The following is a 12,907-nucleotide window of genomic DNA, read 5'->3' as shown; positions in this document are numbered from 1 at the left end:
CGTTGTCGCGTCCCTCAAGGAAACCACCGATTTGCCGTCAGTGGGTTTTGGGAAGACGCTCACGGTCCGTTGTACACCTCCGGCAGATCGTGGGGTTCGTTATTGCGGGCGGGGGGAGTCCACCACGTGAACGCTCGATAACCATTTTTCCCGCAGTAAGGGCAGTATCGAATCATCCCTGAACACTTCCGCCGTACAGCGATTGAGATAGCGGAGGATTTGTGTTTCACGTCTGGCGAGTCCGCTTCCATTTCGTTCGTCCTCAATCGCCCCACAGCGGCGTGTTCAGCGCGATCTGGTATCGATCTCCAATCGAGATTTGAACGGGAACTAGTTGGTAGGGAACCGTTGATTTGGTAAGGTACCAGTGGACGCACACCGACGAATCGCAGCCTCAGCGATGTTCCCACCGTAATCGGCAGTTCGTCGAAGGCTATCGAGGATGAGACCGAGGTCGTGTGCGTCCGGTGTCTCCACTTCGTAGAGTTCACGGCCGAGCTGATTGACTCTGTGAACGATTGCGTCACGAGTCTCGAGGGCGTCGTATGCGTCTGAGACGTGGCTGTCCATGAGAATGGCGTCGCTCGCCCGCTCGACCAGTCGTCGGGATTGGGTACCGAGTGCGGTGAATTCATCCTCGAGTGAAGCCGGAATATCGGGCGGGTCATCGTGAACTCGGGCGGCGATTTTCTCGGCGTGATCCGCGACCCGCTCGAGCTGTCTCGCGACGTAATAGTAGTCGAACAGCTGTGTCCGGGTGGTTCCGAGCTGTTCGATCTCCTGGAGGTTCGTGAGTGTTCGCTGGAAGTACCTGCTGACGAGCGCGAGCAGTTTGTCGACTTCGTTGTCTCGGTCGACGATTTGCGTCGCGAGATCGCGGTCCCCGTCGACGACGGCGGTAATCGCGTCCCGGTGCATCGAAAACGCGATCAGTCGAAGCCGAAGGGTGCTCTTTCTGATCGAGACGCTGTCGGCGTCGGTGAGGTTATCGACCTGAATTCGGTCCGACGTCGCCTCCATGATCTCGAATCCGATCAGGCTCGAGACCGCGTCGCTCACGGTCGACTGATAGTCGCTCGCTGCACCGGTGGTGTCGACGAACGTAATCGAATCGAAGCCGCTGACGTATAACGCATGAATCGTCTGCCGGACGCTCGTCTCGTCGACGGAACGCAGATCGATCGTGGTCGTTCGGTCGCCGGTCGTCGTCTCCGCTTCCGACTCGAGAAGGAGTGATCCGTCGTCGTGAGGATAGAGATAGAGAATCGATCCGGGGTCGATACCCTGTTCGGTCGCCCAGGCTTTGGGGAGTGAAACGGTGAACGTGGTGCCGCCCGTCAGCTGGACCTTTCGTGTCTCCATACTGTACGTGCTGAATGCGGGATTTTCCACTTAACCGTTGGTAAGAGGTGTATATCACGCGATGTAGGCGACTGTAGATCCCGAGGAAAAAACGGATGCCACAGCGATAGGGGATGCTGACCGGACACGGGCGCCGACAGTATATAGACTCCGTACTCTCTACAGCGCACGCCTATGGTCGGCTCTCGGAATATAACGTACAGCATGCGACGGACGACACAGACCGGTCGAGAATCGACGATCGCAGACGTCATCGAAGCCGTCGAGGCGACGGCACCGGAGACGAAAGAACAGCTCGCAGACGAGGTCGATCTCTCGATTCACTACCTCTCCGAACTCGTCCAGGAGCTCAAGGCGGACGGGATCGTCAGAAAGGCGTACGTCGTCGACGAGGAGGCGGTGTACGACGCCGCCGAGGACGTCTCCGAACTGTGGGAGGGTGGAGACGCCGAGACCACGGGACCGGAGCTCCTCGCGTTGCTCCGTCGCCTCGACGACGTCACGTTCGATCAGTACCGCGCCGCACGGATGGCGTTCGAAGGCGGCGAGCCCGAGCGTACGGCGGCCCAACTCGAGTCGTTAGCTAACGAACGGTACGGAACCGTGCTCAGCGAGCTCCGATCGTACACGCTGACGACCGATTGGCCCGGAAATCGGATCGCCGCCGACATCGCCACGATCGCACAGAACTTCGAGATCGTCGGCGACCGGGCGTGCTTCATCTCGGATACGATCGCGGGTGGTGACACCAAGCCCGGCGGAACGGTCAGAGACCGCGCGATCGACATCTTCGAAGCCGGCGAGGAAATCCACGACCACGTCGTCGCGATTCTCTTCGAGTGCGATCTCGAGCGAATCGATACGCTGCACGCGGCCGAAAAGGCGATCCACCGCGAACTCTCCGAACTGTTCGAACTCGCGACGGCTTACGATCCCGACGTCTACGGCTATCTCGTGACCATCTCGCGGATGCTCGAGCGCATCATCCACTACTGGGTCACCGTCGGCGAGCACGCGGTCCGACTACACGGCGGTGTCGATCCGGGTCACGTCGAGGTGTGAGTACATTCGAAAAACGACGCCACAATCGACTGAGGATGGTTACTCGAGCGATTCCAGCTTCTCCGGCGCATACGAGTCCAGAAACGTCTCGAGATCCCGAAACGCCGCGAGCCGTTCGCCCAACGTCTCGTGATCCCAACGCCACCACTCGGTCGCCTCGAGGCGCGCGGCGACGGCCTCGGAAAAGCGCCGTCGGATCGGTTCCGCGGGGACGCCGCCGACGACGGTGTACGGATCGACGTCTCTCGTGACGACGGCACCGGCGGCCACGACCGCGCCGTTACCGACGGACACGCCCGGCAACACCGTCGCGTTGTGGCCGATCCAGACGTCGTGACCGATCTCGACCGGCTGGTCGGCCCGCCACTCGAAGATCGAGTCGTCGTCGGGTCCGAGATCGTACGACTCACACCGATACGTAAAGTGGTGAGCCGTCGGTCGATCGATCGGGTGGTTCGTCGGTCCGAGGCGGGCGTGGGAGGCGACGTTGCCGAACTTGCCGACGGTCGCGTAGTCGAGCTGTACCCGTTCCATCAGATAACTGTAGTCGCCGAGTTCGCTGGCGTGAAGGCGACAGCCGTCTCTGACCTCGGTCCACTCGCCGAGGGTCGAGTCGGTGAGCTGTGCGGACGGATGAACCGTCGGCTCCGGTGAAAGGCCGTCGACGCGCGGACCGCCGGAGGACTCGACGTAGTAGCCGTCTTCTCGACGGTGGAACTCGGGGTGCTCGTGAGTTTCAGACTGCTGTGTCGGGTTCTTGGACATGGTGAAAACTCTGGCAATTGTTCAGATGATTCGGTGGCGGACCCACGCGGAGAACCACTCCGCGAGGCCGACCAGGATAAAGATCACCAGCAGGATCGCGGCGACGTTCTGATAGTTGAACATCGACATGTTCTGCTGGAGGTGGTAGCCGATCCCGCCGGCGCCGACGATGCCGACGATGACCGACGAGCGGAGATTGATGTCCCAGCGGTAGAGCGCGAGACCGATGAACGCCGGCAGTATCTGCGGGACGACCGAGTAGCGCAGGACCGCCGCTCGAGAGGCGCCGGTCGACTCGAGGGCTTCGATCTGGCCCGGATCGATGTCTTCGATCTCCTCCGCGACGAGTTTGCCCATAAAGCCGATCGCGTGAAACGCGAGCCCTAGCGTGCCGGCGAACGCGCCCAGTCCGATCGCGACGACGAAGATGAGCGCCCAGATGATCTCGTGGATCGTCCGCGTCAGCGAGATGATTCCGCGACAGAACACGTAGACGGGTTTGGCCGGCGTGATGTTCTTCGCGGCCCCGAACGCGATCGGGATCGAGATGAAGACGGCGATGAACGTCGAGGCGGCCGCGATCGCCACCGTCTCGACGATGGGCCCCGGCAGATCGGAGACGAGATAGCCGACGTTCGGGGGGAACAGGTTCAGCGAGAAGTCGAGCATATCGGGTACCCCCGCGGCGAATCGCCACGGCGTCGCACCGACCCAGAAGAAACTCCAGAGGCCGAACAGCCCGGCGCCGATCAGAACGATGTAATCGATTCGCTCGAGATCGCTCGTGTCGGCCTCTTCGGCGTACTGTCTCGCTCGTTTCTCCCGCGCGGAATCCCCGGTTCCGAGGCTCATGTTTCCACCGGTCGTTCGACGGTGGTACTGGCGGGCGGCGCAGTTACGTCGCCCGCAATGGGGTCGACGTCGACGGGATCCGTTCCGTCGGCGTAAATCTGGTCGATCGCGTCCTCGTCGAGTCGTTCCGGTGAGCCGTCGTACACCGTCGCGCCGTCGGAGAGACCGACGACGCGATCGGCGTACTCGAGGGCCGTATCGACCTGGTGGAGGTTGACGAGCACGGGAACGTTCTCGGTCTTGCAGTAAGACTGAAGCTGGTTCATCACCGTCTCGGCCGACTGCGGGTCGAGGCTCGCGATCGGTTCGTCGGCCACGATCAGGTCGGGCTCTTGGTACATCATCCGGGCGAGGGCGACGCGCTGTTGTTGGCCGCCGGAGAGCGTATCGGCTCGTTGGCCGGCCTGATCGCCGATCCCGACGTAATCGAGGAGTTCGTACGCCTCCTGTCGACTCGCTTTGGGGAACCGTTTCAACAGCATCTGAAACAGGCCCAGTTCGCTCAGGTCGCCCACCATCACGTTCTCGATCGCCGTGAGTCGGTCGACGAGATTGAACTGCTGGAACACCATCCCGATGTCTCGACGGGCTGCCTGCAGGTCGCTCGAGGAGCAGTCGGTGAGGTCGGTGCCGCGGAACAGACAGTCGCCGCCGGTCGGTTCGACGAGCTGGTTCACGCAGCGAAGCATCGTCGATTTCCCCGCACCGCTCGAGCCGATGACGGCGACGAACTCCGAGCCGTCGACGGTGAGGTCGACGCCCGTGAGCGCCTCCGTGCCGTCGTCGTAGGTCTTCTCGAGGTCGCGCAGTTCGAGGACCGCCATCACGAACCCACCTCGATTCCCGCTTCGTCGAGGTTGTTTCGAACGTTGCGAATGACGTCGTAGTCCGAGTCGCTCGTCTCCTCCCAGCCCTCGGAGTTGAGGATGTCCAGCGTCTCCTCGTCGTCGAAGCTGAGGAACGCCTCGGCGATCTCGTCGACGAGGTCGTCGTCCAGATCCGGGTGGACGGCGATCGGCGTGTTCGGAATCGGGTCCGACTCGGCGACGATTCGCACCTCGTCAGGGTCGATCTCGCCGTCGTCGACGAGATTGTTGTAATACATGGATGCGACGGGCGCGACGTCGGCTCGCTCCTCGCGAACCATGATCTGCCCGCTCGAGTGGTCGCCGGAGAACTGGAGACTGCCGAAGTGGTCTTCCGGATTGTAGCCCTCGTCGAGCATCATCGCGGTGGGGATGAGAAAGCCCGACGTCGACGCGGGGTCGACGAACGCGGCGGAGAGTCCCTCCATATCGGCGAACGAATCGACGTCATCGTGATGGGTCGTGATGAACGACTGATAGCTTGTGTCGCCCGTTCCGGAGTCGATCTCGCGGACGATCGCTTCGGCTCCGGCCCGCTCGTGTGCGAGGATGTACGAGAACGCCCCGTACCACGCGATGTCGACGTTGTCGTTCGCCTGTGCTTCGACGATGCCGGTGTAGTCGGTCGCCTCGAAGAACTCGATTTCTACCGCCGTGTTTTCCTGGAGGTGGTCGCCGACCGGCCCCCACTGTTGGAGAATGTCGAGGTTGTCCTCCGCCGGGATGATGCCGAAAACGAGGCTGTCGTCCGAACGCCCCATGACCTCCGCACAGCCGGCGATCCCGACCGAACCGACCGTAGCGGCCGCCGCCGCCGTTTTCATGAACGTTCGCCGTCCACCGAATCGCGTCGCGTCTTGGTGTCGCATACAGATCGGAACCGGCAGGCTCCGTCAATAACCGTTGTCTGGATAGAGTATAGGCGACTGAGACGGATGCCGGGAGGAAGGGTCACGGAAAATCCGACACTGTTGACTCCGTAGGTCGACTGTGAGGTGACCGCTTGATCCTTTTGGGCGTGGAAATCTATAGAGAGCCGTTCTCGAGTGAAGGATGGGTCCCGAACCCGGCGAGCGGTATGTAGAGTACCCAGCCAACGCTTAACCCGGGTCCTCGACAGCACTCGCTCGTGACCGCAGCACAACAGACCGACATGGACCGATCGGCGCGGTTCGAGGCCATCGCCACCTGCGACGAGGTGACGCTCGTCGAACTGGCCGACGACGTCCTCGAGGCCGATCCGGATCTCGCCGTCGTACAGGAGCCGAAACCGCAACTCGTGATGCAGCGGGTCGTCGAACCCGTCGAGTCGCGCCCGTTCAACCTCGGCGAAGTCCTCGTGACCGCCGCCGAGGTCCGCCTCGACGGCGCGAAGGGGTTCGCGATAGTCGGCGGAAAAGCCGAACACGCCGCGTTGGCGGGCGCCGTCGTCGACGCCGCCGCGGCTGGCGACCGGCCGGAAGCGCCGGCGATCGAACGGACATTGCAGGAAGCCGTCGACGCTCGAGCGGACGACCACGCACGGACGTGGGCGGAGAGCGCGGAAACGACGGTCGAGTTCGAGACGATGGAGGACGAGCCGTGAGAGCGCTCTGTCTCGACCCGGTCGCCGACACTCGCCGGACGTACCGCGCGCTCGTCGACGCGATGAGTAGACCGGGGAGTCTCGAATCGGTATCCGCGACTCCCGCGGACAGAGCCGTGCTCGCGACGCTCGTCGACGAGGAGGTGACGGTACGGACGGCCGACGACTCGCTCGGCGACGCGCTGGCGGCCGAAGGGCGCCGTCGCGAAGCGCCGATCGATTCGGCGCGGGTGATTCACAGCACCGGCTCGACGGAGGGCGCGATCCGCGAGGCACCGCGGGGGACGCTCAAAGAACCCAGCCTGGGCGCGACCGTCGTCTATCGCCTCGAGGAACTCGGCGATGGCGCAGCGACGACGGTTCGACTCGAGGGACCCGGCGTTCGGGGAAGCCGAACGCTCGGCGTCGGCCTCCCGGCGGCGGAACTCGAGGCGATCGGCGACGCCCAGGCCGACTATCCGCGCGGCGTCGACGTCGTGTTGACGACGACCGACCGACTCGCCTGCCTCCCTCGGTCGGTGACCCTGGAGGTGATCTGAGTGGGGTACGTCGCGGTCGAAGCCGGCGAAGAGACGATCCGAAAGGCGGAGAAGCTGTTCGAGAAGGCGCGAATCGACGGTGACGCCGAACTGCTCAGCGTCGACCAGATCGACGAGCAACTCGGCAGACTCACGTCTCAGGTGATGGGCGAGGCGGGCCTCTACGCGCCCCGACTCGCGGCCATCGCGATCAAGCAGGCCCAGGGCGACACGGTGGAAGCGGCCTTCCTCCTCCGGGCCTACAGGTCGACCCTCGAGCTGTGGGGGTACGCCGAACCGGTGACGACCGACGAGATGATCGCGACGCGGCGAGTCTCGCCCGCGTTCAAGGACGTCCCCGGCGGGCAGATCCTCGGCGGGACGAAAGACTACACGCAGCGACTGCTCGATTTCGACCTCGACGGGGCGGATTCGAAGACCGATCCCACTGCGACGTGGGAGGTCGAGCCGGAGTCGCCCGAGCAACTCCGAAACGTCGTGGATTTGCTTCGCGAGGAGGGGCTGTTACCCGCTCTCGAGTCCGAACCAACCGACGCCGAGTCCGAACCAACCGACGCCGAGTCCGAACCAACCGACGCCGAGTCCGAACCAACCGACGCCAAGTCCGAACCAACCGACGCTGAGTCCGAACCCACCGACGCCAACACCGAGCCCGACGAACCCTACGACACGACTCGACGGCCCGTCACCCACCCTGCTCCTCGCTCCGCGGTCCTCCAAGAGCTCTCGCGGGGCGAGACCGGCGCGGTGACCGCGCTCGGGTACAGCGTCATCCGCGGCTACGGGCAGGTCCACCCGACGCTCGGGGAAGCCAAGACCGGACGACTGCCGGTTCGGATCGAGCACCCCTACACGGGCGAGCCGGTCGAAGTCACGACCGTCGAGATCAGCGAGACCGAAAGCGTCGTCCCGGTGTACGCCAAACGCGATGACCCGCAGTTTTCCTTCGGCTACGGGCTCGTCTTCGGCCGCAACGAGCGAAAGGCGATCGCGATGTCGATGCTCGATGCGGCGATTCAACTCGACGGCGACGAACCCGCAGAAGACGCCGAGTTCGTACTCGATCTCGTCGACGGGATGGATTCGTTCGGCTTCATCGAACATCTGAAACTCCCCCACTACGTCACGTTCCAGAGCATCCTCGACCGGATCCGGTCGATTCGAGCGGGACAGAACGCCGGCGAATCGGAACGAGGCGAGACGGGCGAACGGAGCGAGCGAACCGACGAACCACCACAATCCGACGACATGAACGCGACGAACGAGCGGACGGCGACGGACGACCGAATCGGCGACGAATCGACGGAGCAGGAGAGCGACGGGGAGACGACCCCGATGGAGGCGGGCCGATGAGTGAGTGTATCGAGGAACTCGTCGCTAAGACCGACTCGAGCGCTCGCGGACGCGAGGGGTACAACTACGCCTACCTCGACGAACACACGAAGCGAGAGGTGCGCCGCGCGACGCTGAAAGCGATCGCGATCCCCGGCCATCAGGTACCGTACGCCTCGAGGCAGATGCCGCTGGCTCGCGGCTGGGGAACCGGCGGCATTCAGGCATCGCTGTCGCTGCTCGGCCCCGACGATCGATTCAAGGTAATCGATCAGGGGAGCGACGAGAGCGTCAACGCGGCGAACATCCGCCGATTGGCGAAAACGACGGCGGACGTAGCGGGAACGACCGATACGACCGAGGCGACGGTGATCCAGACGCGACATCGGATCCCCGAAGAGGTGCTCACCGACGAACAGATCCTCGTCCTGCAGGTGCCGATCACGGACGCGCTGCGCCGCGTCGACGGCAGCGACGACCGCAACCGGCGGCGCCACGCCCACCGCGACTACAGCAAGATCTGGGTCGCGCTCTACGAGAACGTCGTCGAGTGGGGCGAGATCGATATCGCGGCCCGGTATCCGGTGATGGTCGACGGCCGGTACCTGATGGACCCCTCGCCGATCCCGCGCTGGGACGTGCCGAAACTCGACGACGCGGACAACCTATTCGTCTTCGCCGCGGGCCGAGAGGCGCGGATCTACGCCGTGCCGCCTCACACCGAGGTCGAACCGCTCGCGTTCGAGGATCGGTCGTTCCAGGTCGAACGGTTTCCCGACACGGCCTGCCAGGAGTGTGGCAGCACGGACACGTTCCTCACGGAGGTCGAGACCGACGACGGCGAGCGGATCTACACCTGCAACGACACCAGCTTCTGCCGAAAACGCGTTGACGACCCTGATCTCGAGGCGGATCACCATATGGAGCGGTCGGGCGTCTCGTGGGGGCCCGCGACGAGTGGGATCGAATCGGCGCCCCCAACCGACGGGACTGATGCGAACGCCGGGGGTGAGCCCCGATGAGCGTCCTCGAGGCCACCGACGTGACCAAGATCTACGGGCAGGGGTGTGACCACTGCGTCGAGCAGACCGGCCACGAGGTCGGCGACAACCGCTGTCCCGTCTGTGACAGCGTCGTCGCCTGTGCGGACGTCGAGTTCGACGTTCACGACGGCGAGGTCCTCGGCATCGTCGGCGAGAGCGGCAGCGGCAAATCGAGTCTCGCCGAGATGCTCGCGCTGGACCTCGAGGCGACGGCCGGCGACGTTCGCCACCGGAGTCACGACGGCAACCTCCTTACCGCGGATTACCAGACGCGTCGCGAACTCGAGCGCGCCCACATCGGGATGGTCCACCAGCAGGTCGCAGACGGTCTCGACCTCGAGTTCACCGGCGGCGGCAACGTCGCGGAACAGTTGCTCGCAGCGAGCTGGCGCAACTACGAGGAGATCCGCGAGCGGGTCGCGGAGCTGTTCGAAGAGACGGAGATCCCAATCGACCGGATGGACGACCGCACCGCAACCTACAGCGGCGGGATGCAACGGCGCGTCCAGATCGCGAAGGCGATTGCGAACGAGCCGGAACTGGTGATCTTAGACGAGCCGACGACGGGCCTCGACGTGAGCGTTCAGGCGCGGATCCTCGACATGTTCCGGCGGATCCAGCGCGAACAGGGCGTCGCGACGATCGTGGTGTCTCACGATCTCGGCGTCATCCGACTGCTAGCCGATCGAACGCTCGTGATGCGCCACGGGCGCGTCATCGAGTCGGGGCTGACCGACCGCATCATGGAAGACCCACACCACGCCTACACGCAGAAATTAATCAATTCGGTGATATAGATGAGCGAAATCCTTTCGATCGAGCGGCTGTCGAAGCGCTTCGAGATGCACGTCCTCGGCGACAAACGCGTCGTCGGCTTCGAGGACGTCAGTTTCGACGTCCGTCGGGGCGAGTTTCTGGCGATCGTCGGCGAGAGCGGCAGCGGCAAATCGTCGCTGTTGAAGTGCCTGTATCGAACCTACGCCCCCACGACCGGCCACATCGAATACGCTGGCCGCGAGGGAACGATCGACCTGGCCACCTGCGCCGAACGCGAACTGCTCGCGCTGCGCGAGTCGGAGATCGGCTACGCGTCGCAGTTCCTTCGCGAGATCCCACGCGTCCCCGCCGTCGACGTGGTCGCACGTCCGCTTCGGGAAACTGGTGTCGACGCCGATGAGGCGCGAGCGACCGCACGCGAACTGCTGACGCGGCTTCGACTTCCCGAGGAACTGTTCGACGCCTATCCGTCGACGTTCAGCGGCGGCGAGCGCCAGCGGGTCAACCTCGCGCGGGCGATCGCCCCAAATCCGAGACTGCTGCTGCTCGACGAGCCAACGAGCGCGCTCGATCCCAAGACTCGAGAATCGGCGATCGACGTCCTCGACTCGTATCTGGATGACGACGCGACTCTCGTCGGCGTCTTTCACAATCGGGACGTCGTCGAGGCGGTCGCAGACCGAGTCGTCGAACTCGACGACGGACAGTTGCAGTCGGTCCGTCCCGTCGGTGAGTTCGGCTCGGAGGTGGCCCCATGAGCGGCGATGGTCGAGCCGTTTCGAAGCCCGATACAGCCGAGTCACACAACTCGCGGACGGTCGTCCTCGAGAACGGCCGAATCGTGACGCCGAGTGCGGTCATCGGGGGGCCGCTGCTGCTCGAGGGCGACCGCATCGCCGGCGTCGACCGGAACGCCGCGGACGCCGACGAGCGGATCGACGTCGACGGCTCGCTCGTCATGCCGGGGCTGATCGACGTCCACGGCGACGACATCGAGAACCAGCTCTTTCCGCGAAATTCGCGGATCGACATCGATCTGGCGCTGATGGCGACCGACCGCGCGACGCTTGCGGCGGGGATCACGACGAAGTTCCACGCGATCGCCTTCGAGGACGCCCCGGAGGACAACCGCTCGAGCGCGCTCGCGAGCGAACTCGTCGACCGAATCGAGGAGAGCTCGTTGCTCGCCGACCACCGGATCCACGCCCGCTGTGAACTCACCGAGGCCGAGAGCGTTCGGGGCGTTCGCTCGGTCCTCGAGGCGGACATCGTCGGGCTCGTCTCGCTGATGAACCACGTCCCGGGGACGGGCCAGTTCGAGACCGTCGAGCAGTTCAAGGAGTGGTACGTCGGGAGCGCCGACCACACCGAGGCGGAGGCCGACGAGATCATCGAACTGCGCCGGAGCGTCGGTGCGGACGAACTCGAGCGCCGGATCGAGACCGTCGTCTCGGAGGCAGAGACAGCGGGTGTCCGCGTGGCCTCCCACGACGACGAGACGGCCCGCGAAGTCGATCGGCTCGCTGACTACGGGGTCGACATGAGCGAGTATCCGATCACCATGGACGCGGCCGAACGAGCGGCCGAGCGCGGCCTGTGGACGTCGATGGGCGCGCCGAACCTGGTTCGCGGCGGCAGCCAGTGGGGGAACCTCGGGACGGCCGAAGCCATCGGGGCCGGAGTCGTGGACGTCCTCTGTGCGGATTACCACCCGCCGTCGCTGCTGAAAGCCCCGTTCGTCGAGACCGGCGAATCCCTCCCGGAGCGGGTTCGCAGGGTCACCGCCGCGCCGGCGGCGGCCGTCGGCCTGACGGACCGCGGCCGGATCGAAGAGGACGCTCGAGCCGACGTGGTCGTCGTCGACCCCGAACCCGGGCCGCGCGTCGAGTGCGTCTTCGTCGGCGGCGAGGAGGTCAGTCGCACCGGAGGCGTTCGATGAGCGTCGGTGCGGCGATGGACCTCCGGTTCGAGGCAACCGTCGAGGAGTTCGTGGACCACGTGACGGCCCTCGGCCTGGACCACGTGGAACTCAAACGCGAGTATCTGCACGCCCCACCGGAGCCGCCGTCCGCCCGGGAGATCGGCGAACTGGCCGACGAGTACGGCGTCACGCTGACCTACCACGCGCCGTTTCGCGACTGGAACCTCGGGAGCTTCAACGAAGCCTCGCGGGCGGCTTCGGTCGACCAGGTGAAGGCCACGCTCGACGACGCCGCCGCCGCGGAGGCGGGCGCGGTCGTCGTCCACGGCGGCTCCGTCCCGCGACGGTATCCCGACCGGGTCAAGCGGAAGGCGGTCGACAACGCCGTCACCTCGCTGCGCGAGTGTGCGCGCTACGCAGAGTACGTCGGCGTTCCGCTCTGTCTCGAGAACCAGCCTCGATCCGAGGACGTGGTGCGTTACACCACGACGCCGGCGGATCTGGTCGACCTGCTCGGGACCGTCGACAACGACGCGCTCAAAATAACCCTCGATGTCGGCCACGCGAAGGTCAACGGCTACGACTGGCGGGCGTTCGCCGATGCGGTCGGAGACCGCGTCTACGTCGTCCACCTCCACGACAACGACGGGACGGCCGACGAGCACGACCCTCTCCCCGGATACCGCGAGATCGTCAACGAACTCGACGCGCCGTACAACGTCTTCGAGACGAAGACGATCGACGATATCGAGCGCTATCTGGCACGTCCCGAATCGATATAATGGATCGATCGTCCCCTGTCC

14 protein-coding genes are annotated in these 12,907 nt (G+C 64.6%); 9 read left to right on the top strand and 5 right to left on the bottom strand.

Features of this window, described 5'->3' with window-relative positions; genetic code table 11:
- Positions 1–330: 330 nt before the first annotated feature.
- Positions 331–1,362, bottom strand: a complete 1,032-nt coding sequence (locus ACSFC5_RS12185; protein WP_440765521.1) for a PhoU domain-containing protein — start codon at positions 1,360–1,362, stop codon at positions 331–333.
- 204 nt (positions 1,363–1,566) lie between these two features.
- Between ACSFC5_RS12185 and ACSFC5_RS12180 the strand changes: the two genes are divergently transcribed.
- Positions 1,567–2,424, top strand: coding sequence for a helix-turn-helix domain-containing protein (locus tag ACSFC5_RS12180; protein ID WP_440765520.1), 858 nt, complete (start codon positions 1,567–1,569; stop codon positions 2,422–2,424).
- A gap of 39 nt (positions 2,425–2,463) precedes the next feature.
- Here the strand turns inward: ACSFC5_RS12180 and ACSFC5_RS12175 are convergent, their stop codons facing one another.
- From ACSFC5_RS12175 to ACSFC5_RS12160, 4 genes are read right to left on the bottom strand one after another with little or no spacing between them, the layout of a single operon-like run.
- Entirely contained in the window at positions 2,464–3,189 is a 726-nt protein-coding gene (locus tag ACSFC5_RS12175) for a DapH/DapD/GlmU-related protein (RefSeq protein WP_440765519.1), read from the bottom strand.
- 21 nt (positions 3,190–3,210) lie between these two features.
- Positions 3,211–4,041 (bottom strand): phosphonate ABC transporter, permease protein PhnE, encoded by an 831-nt coding sequence (phnE, locus tag ACSFC5_RS12170; protein ID WP_440765518.1) that lies wholly within the window; start codon positions 4,039–4,041, stop codon positions 3,211–3,213.
- Positions 4,038–4,865: a phosphonate ABC transporter ATP-binding protein gene (gene phnC, locus ACSFC5_RS12165; protein WP_440765517.1), complete on the bottom strand. Its 828-nt coding sequence runs from the start codon at positions 4,863–4,865 to the stop codon at positions 4,038–4,040. Before phnC ends, phnE begins: the two co-directional genes overlap by 4 nt.
- The gene (locus tag ACSFC5_RS12160) at positions 4,865–5,776 is read right to left on the bottom strand and encodes a phosphate/phosphite/phosphonate ABC transporter substrate-binding protein (protein WP_440765516.1); all 912 of its coding nucleotides are present in this window, start codon (positions 5,774–5,776) and stop codon (positions 4,865–4,867) included. The genes phnC and ACSFC5_RS12160 overlap by 1 nt, the downstream gene beginning before the upstream one ends.
- Positions 5,777–6,036: 260 nt before the next feature.
- On the opposite strand from ACSFC5_RS12160, the gene phnG reads away from it, so the two are divergent.
- The 8 genes from phnG to ACSFC5_RS12120 are packed head-to-tail and all read left to right on the top strand — an operon-like array spanning position 6,037 to position 12,886.
- Positions 6,037–6,492 (top strand): phosphonate C-P lyase system protein PhnG, encoded by a 456-nt coding sequence (phnG, locus tag ACSFC5_RS12155; RefSeq protein WP_440765515.1) that lies wholly within the window; start codon positions 6,037–6,039, stop codon positions 6,490–6,492.
- Entirely contained in the window at positions 6,489–7,031 is a 543-nt protein-coding gene (phnH, locus tag ACSFC5_RS12150) for a phosphonate C-P lyase system protein PhnH (RefSeq protein ID WP_440765514.1), read from the top strand. The genes phnG and phnH overlap by 4 nt, the downstream gene beginning before the upstream one ends.
- Positions 7,032–8,384 carry a carbon-phosphorus lyase complex subunit PhnI gene (locus ACSFC5_RS12145; RefSeq protein ID WP_440765513.1) on the top strand — a complete coding sequence of 451 codons (1,353 nt, stop codon included), beginning with the start codon at positions 7,032–7,034 and terminating at the stop codon, positions 8,382–8,384.
- Entirely contained in the window at positions 8,381–9,385 is a 1,005-nt protein-coding gene (locus tag ACSFC5_RS12140) for an alpha-D-ribose 1-methylphosphonate 5-phosphate C-P-lyase PhnJ (protein ID WP_440765512.1), read from the top strand. Before ACSFC5_RS12145 ends, ACSFC5_RS12140 begins: the two co-directional genes overlap by 4 nt.
- Entirely contained in the window at positions 9,382–10,203 is an 822-nt protein-coding gene (locus tag ACSFC5_RS12135; protein WP_440765511.1) for an ATP-binding cassette domain-containing protein, read from the top strand. Before ACSFC5_RS12140 ends, ACSFC5_RS12135 begins: the two co-directional genes overlap by 4 nt.
- Positions 10,204–10,941: a phosphonate C-P lyase system protein PhnL gene (locus tag ACSFC5_RS12130; protein WP_440765510.1), complete on the top strand. Its 738-nt coding sequence runs from the start codon at positions 10,204–10,206 to the stop codon at positions 10,939–10,941.
- Complete coding sequence (locus tag ACSFC5_RS12125) at positions 10,938–12,122, top strand: alpha-D-ribose 1-methylphosphonate 5-triphosphate diphosphatase (RefSeq protein ID WP_440765509.1); 1,185 nt, start codon at positions 10,938–10,940, stop codon at positions 12,120–12,122. Before ACSFC5_RS12130 ends, ACSFC5_RS12125 begins: the two co-directional genes overlap by 4 nt.
- Entirely contained in the window at positions 12,119–12,886 is a 768-nt protein-coding gene (locus ACSFC5_RS12120) for a sugar phosphate isomerase/epimerase family protein (protein ID WP_440765508.1), read from the top strand. Before ACSFC5_RS12125 ends, ACSFC5_RS12120 begins: the two co-directional genes overlap by 4 nt.
- Positions 12,887–12,907 lie beyond the last annotated feature (21 nt).

Origin of the sequence: Natronorubrum marinum, assembly GCF_052040125.1 — an archaeon.
Taxonomy (GTDB): domain Archaea; phylum Halobacteriota; class Halobacteria; order Halobacteriales; family Natrialbaceae; genus Natronorubrum.
This window is presented reverse-complemented; position numbering and strand designations above follow the sequence as displayed.

What these genes read in the sequence shown, in the direction of transcription:
- ACSFC5_RS12185 (WP_440765521.1), bottom strand. Translation starts at nt 1,362, where the DNA reads ATGGAGACACGAAAGGTCCAGCTGACGGGCGGCACCACGTTCACCGTT.
- ACSFC5_RS12180 (WP_440765520.1), top strand. Translation starts at nt 1,567, where the DNA reads ATGCGACGGACGACACAGACCGGTCGAGAATCGACGATCGCAGACGTC.
- ACSFC5_RS12175 (WP_440765519.1), bottom strand. Translation starts at nt 3,189, where the DNA reads ATGTCCAAGAACCCGACACAGCAGTCTGAAACTCACGAGCACCCCGAG.
- phnE (WP_440765518.1), bottom strand. Translation starts at nt 4,041, where the DNA reads ATGAGCCTCGGAACCGGGGATTCCGCGCGGGAGAAACGAGCGAGACAG.
- phnC (WP_440765517.1), bottom strand. Translation starts at nt 4,865, where the DNA reads ATGGCGGTCCTCGAACTGCGCGACCTCGAGAAGACCTACGACGACGGC.
- ACSFC5_RS12160 (WP_440765516.1), bottom strand. Translation starts at nt 5,776, where the DNA reads ATGCGACACCAAGACGCGACGCGATTCGGTGGACGGCGAACGTTCATG.
- ACSFC5_RS12140 (WP_440765512.1), top strand. Translation starts at nt 8,381, where the DNA reads ATGAGTGAGTGTATCGAGGAACTCGTCGCTAAGACCGACTCGAGCGCT.
- ACSFC5_RS12135 (WP_440765511.1), top strand. Translation starts at nt 9,382, where the DNA reads ATGAGCGTCCTCGAGGCCACCGACGTGACCAAGATCTACGGGCAGGGG.
- ACSFC5_RS12130 (WP_440765510.1), top strand. Translation starts at nt 10,204, where the DNA reads ATGAGCGAAATCCTTTCGATCGAGCGGCTGTCGAAGCGCTTCGAGATG.
- ACSFC5_RS12125 (WP_440765509.1), top strand. Translation starts at nt 10,938, where the DNA reads ATGAGCGGCGATGGTCGAGCCGTTTCGAAGCCCGATACAGCCGAGTCA.
- ACSFC5_RS12120 (WP_440765508.1), top strand. Translation starts at nt 12,119, where the DNA reads ATGAGCGTCGGTGCGGCGATGGACCTCCGGTTCGAGGCAACCGTCGAG.